The 5193-nt window shown below is 57.1% G+C and carries 2 rRNA genes; both read right to left on the minus strand.

Going from position 1 to position 5193, the window contains the following annotated elements:
* Positions 1–21: 21 nt before the first annotated feature.
* Positions 22–3143, minus strand: a 23S ribosomal RNA gene (locus EST92_RS30975).
* Positions 3144–3447: 304 nt separating this feature from the next.
* Positions 3448–4976: ribosomal RNA gene (locus tag EST92_RS30980) — 16S ribosomal RNA — on the minus strand.
* Together the 16S and 23S rRNA genes form the textbook arrangement of a ribosomal RNA operon.
* Positions 4977–5193 lie beyond the last annotated feature (217 nt).

The following is a 5193-nucleotide window of genomic DNA, read 5'->3' on the forward strand; positions in this document are numbered from 1 at the left end:
ACACAGTGGACGCGAGCAACTGAGGACAAGCCCTCGGCCTATTAGTACCAGTCAACTCCACACCTTACGGCGCTTCCATATCTGGCCTATCAACCCAGTCGTCTACTGGGAGCCTTAACCAATCAAGTTGGTGGGAGCCCTCATCTCGAAGCAGGCTTCCCGCTTAGATGCTTTCAGCGGTTATCCTTTCCGAACGTAGCCAACCAGCCATGCCCTTGGCAGGACAACTGGCACACCAGAGGTTCGTCCGTCCCGGTCCTCTCGTACTAGGGACAGCCCTTCTCAAGACTCCTACGCGCACAGCGGATAGGGACCGAACTGTCTCACGACGTTCTAAACCCAGCTCGCGTACCGCTTTAATGGGCGAACAGCCCAACCCTTGGGACCGACTCCAGCCCCAGGATGCGACGAGCCGACATCGAGGTGCCAAACCATCCCGTCGATATGGACTCTTGGGGAAGATCAGCCTGTTATCCCCGGGGTACCTTTTATCCGTTGAGCGACGGCGCTTCCACAAGCCACCGCCGGATCACTAGTCCCTACTTTCGTACCTGCTCGACCCGTCAGTCTCACAGTCAAGCTCCCTTGTGCACTTACACTCAACACCTGATTGCCAACCAGGCTGAGGGAACCTTTGGGCGCCTCCGTTACCCTTTAGGAGGCAACCGCCCCAGTTAAACTACCCACCAGACACTGTCCCTGATCCGGATCACGGACCCAGGTTAGACATCCAGCACGACCAGAGTGGTATTTCAACAATGACTCCACAACCACTGGCGTGGCTGCTTCACAGTCTCCCACCTATCCTACACAAGCCGAACCGAACACCAATATCAAGCTATAGTAAAGGTCCCGGGGTCTTTCCGTCCTGCTGCGCGAAACGAGCATCTTTACTCGTAATGCAATTTCACCGGGCCTATGGTTGAGACAGTCGAGAAGTCGTTACGCCATTCGTGCAGGTCGGAACTTACCCGACAAGGAATTTCGCTACCTTAGGATGGTTATAGTTACCACCGCCGTTTACTGGCGCTTAAGTTCTCAGCTTCGCCAACCCGAAGGTTGACTAACCGGTCCCCTTAACGTTCCAGCACCGGGCAGGCGTCAGTCCGTATACATCGCCTTACGGCTTCGCACGGACCTGTGTTTTTAGTAAACAGTCGCTTCTCGCTGGTCTCTGCGGCCACCACCAGCTCACACTGCAAGAGTGATCACCAGCAATGGCCCCCCTTCTCCCGAAGTTACGGGGGCATTTTGCCGAGTTCCTTAACCATAGTTCACCCGAACGCCTCGGTATTCTCTACCTGACCACCTGAGTCGGTTTAGGGTACGGGCCGCCATGAAACTCGCTAGAGGCTTTTCTCGACAGCATAGGATCATCCACTTCACCACAATCGGCTCGGCATCAGGTCTCAGCCTTAACGTGTGACGGATTTACCTACCACACGGCCTACACCCTTACCCCGGGACAACCACCGCCCGGGCTGGACTACCTTCCTGCGTCACCCCATCGCTTACCTACTACCACCTTGGATCGGCGGCTCCACCACGTCCCTTCGTCCGAAGACTCCAGGCCGGCTTCACGGCCTTAGCATCAATGGATTCGATACTGGGCGTTTCAAAGCGGGTACCGGAATATCAACCGGTTGTCCATCGACTACGCCTGTCGGCCTCGCCTTAGGTCCCGACTTACCCTGGGCAGATCAGCTTGACCCAGGAACCCTTAGTCAATCGGCGCACACGTTTCCCACGTGTGTATCGCTACTCATGCCTGCATTCTCACTCGTGAACCGTCCACAACTACCTTCCGGTGCTGCTTCACCCGGCACACGACGCTCCCCTACCCATCACAGCCTCCGTTAGGAGTCATGCTGCAATGACACGACTTCGGCGGTGTGCTTGAGCCCCGCTACATTGTCGGCGCGGAATCACTTGACCAGTGAGCTATTACGCACTCTTTCAAGGGTGGCTGCTTCTAAGCCAACCTCCTGGTTGTCTCTGCGACTCCACATCCTTTCCCACTTAGCACACGCTTAGGGGCCTTAGTCGATGCTCTGGGCTGTTTCCCTCTCGACCATGGAGCTTATCCCCCACAGTCTCACTGCCGCGCTCTCACTTACCGGCATTCGGAGTTTGGCTAAGGTCAGTAACCCGGTAGGGCCCATCGCCTATCCAGTGCTCTACCTCCGGCAAGAAACACACGACGCTGCACCTAAATGCATTTCGGGGAGAACCAGCTATCACGGAGTTTGATTGGCCTTTCACCCCTAACCACAGGTCATCCCCCAGGTTTTCAACCCTGGTGGGTTCGGTCCTCCACGAAGTCTTACCTCCGCTTCAACCTGCCCATGGCTAGATCACTCCGCTTCGGGTCTTGGGCACGCTACTCAACGCCCTCTTCGGACTCGCTTTCGCTACGGCTTCCCCACACGGGTTAACCTCGCAACATACCGCAAACTCGCAGGCTCATTCTTCAAAAGGCACGCAGTCACGACACAAGAAACAAGTTCCTTGTGCGACGCTCCCACGGCTTGTAGGCACACGGTTTCAGGTACTATTTCACTCCGCTCCCGCGGTACTTTTCACCATTCCCTCACGGTACTATCCGCTATCGGTCACCAGGGAATATTTAGGCTTAACGGGTGGTCCCGCCAGATTCACACGGGATTTCTCGGGCCCCGTGCTACTTGGGTGTCTCTCAAACGAGCCGCTGATGTTTCAGCTACGGGGGTCTTACCCTCTACGCCGGACCTTTCGCATGTCCTTCGCCTACATCAACGGTTTCTGACTCGTCCTGTTGCCGGCAGACAACAGAAGAGAGATCCCACAACCCCAACCACGCAACCCCTGCCGGGTATCACACGTGACTGGTTTGGCCTCATCCGGTTTCGCTCGCCACTACTCCCGGAATCACGGTTGTTTTCTCTTCCTGCGGGTACTGAGATGTTTCACTTCCCCGCGTTCCCTCCACACTGCCTATGTGTTCAGCAGCGGGTGACAGCCCATGACGACTGCCGGGTTTCCCCATTCGGACACCCCCGGATCAAAGCTCGGTTGACAGCTCCCCGGGGCCTATCGCGGCCTCCCACGTCCTTCATCGGTTCCTGGTGCCAAGGCATCCACCGTGCGCCCTTAAAAACTTGGCCACAGATGCTCGCGTCCACTGTGCAGTTCTCAAGCAACGACCAGCCACCCGTCACAACCCACCAAAGTGAGCCTTTACCGGGGCCGGCATCGCGAAGGTTCAGACCGTAGCCCGCACCCTCAGATACCCAACAGCGTGCCCGACCCACTCAATCCCTCAGATGCGTTCCACGCCGAAGCAGTACTAACGTCCAAAGACTCAAGTGTGCCGAGTAGTCAACGTTCCACCCATGAGCAACCAGCATCAGACACTCGCTGATGTACTGGCCTCTGACCAAGCCAGGCTTGGTAAGAAGTGCTCCTTAGAAAGGAGGTGATCCAGCCGCACCTTCCGGTACGGCTACCTTGTTACGACTTCGTCCCAATCGCCAGTCCCACCTTCGACGATTCCCTCCCACAAGGGGTTGGGCCACCGGCTTCGGGTGTTACCGACTTTCGTGACGTGACGGGCGGTGTGTACAAGGCCCGGGAACGTATTCACCGCAGCAATGCTGATCTGCGATTACTAGCAACTCCGACTTCATGGGGTCGAGTTGCAGACCCCAATCCGAACTGAGACCGGCTTTTTGAGATTCGCTCCACCTCGCGGTATCGCAGCTCATTGTACCGGCCATTGTAGCACGTGTGCAGCCCAAGACATAAGGGGCATGATGACTTGACGTCGTCCCCACCTTCCTCCGAGTTGACCCCGGCAGTCTCCTGTGAGTCCCCATCACCCCGAAGGGCATGCTGGCAACACAGAACAAGGGTTGCGCTCGTTGCGGGACTTAACCCAACATCTCACGACACGAGCTGACGACAGCCATGCACCACCTGTACACCGACCACAAGGGGGACCCTGTCTCCAGGGTTTTCCGGTGTATGTCAAGCCTTGGTAAGGTTCTTCGCGTTGCGTCGAATTAAGCCACATGCTCCGCTGCTTGTGCGGGCCCCCGTCAATTCCTTTGAGTTTTAGCCTTGCGGCCGTACTCCCCAGGCGGGGAACTTAATGCGTTAGCTGCGGCACGGACGACGTGGAATGTCGCCCACACCTAGTTCCCAACGTTTACGGCGTGGACTACCAGGGTATCTAATCCTGTTCGCTCCCCACGCTTTCGCTCCTCAGCGTCAGTATCGGCCCAGAGATCCGCCTTCGCCACCGGTGTTCCTCCTGATATCTGCGCATTTCACCGCTACACCAGGAATTCCGATCTCCCCTACCGAACTCTAGCCTGCCCGTATCGAATGCAGACCCGGGGTTAAGCCCCGGGCTTTCACATCCGACGCGACAAGCCGCCTACGAGCTCTTTACGCCCAATAATTCCGGACAACGCTTGCGCCCTACGTATTACCGCGGCTGCTGGCACGTAGTTAGCCGGCGCTTCTTCTGCAGGTACCGTCACTCTCGCTTCTTCCCTGCTGAAAGAGGTTTACAACCCGAAGGCCGTCATCCCTCACGCGGCGTCGCTGCATCAGGCTTTCGCCCATTGTGCAATATTCCCCACTGCTGCCTCCCGTAGGAGTCTGGGCCGTGTCTCAGTCCCAGTGTGGCCGGTCGCCCTCTCAGGCCGGCTACCCGTCGTCGCCTTGGTAGGCCATCACCCCACCAACAAGCTGATAGGCCGCGGGCTCATCCTTCACCGCCGGAGCTTTCCACACACATACCATGCGGTCGTGTGTCGTATCCGGTATTAGACCCCGTTTCCAGGGCTTGTCCCAGAGTGAAGGGCAGATTGCCCACGTGTTACTCACCCGTTCGCCACTAATCCCCTCCCGAAGGAGGTTCATCGTTCGACTTGCATGTGTTAAGCACGCCGCCAGCGTTCGTCCTGAGCCAGGATCAAACTCTCCGTGAATGTTTACCCGTAATCGGGTCAACACACACGAGAGTGGAACAACCAGACGGAATAAGTCCGGTTGTTCACAGCGTCCTCGCTGTGTGTGCCATCCGCACCACATGGGCCGGATGGACTTTCAAAGGAACCTCATCCACCGAGGTGGACGGGGTATCAACATATCTGGCGTTGACTTTTGGCACGCTGTTGAGTTCTCAAGGAACGGACGCTTCCTTTG

Source organism: Streptomyces sp. TM32 (genome assembly GCF_004122755.1).
Taxonomy (GTDB): Bacteria; Actinomycetota; Actinomycetes; order Streptomycetales; family Streptomycetaceae; genus Streptomyces; species Streptomyces sioyaensis.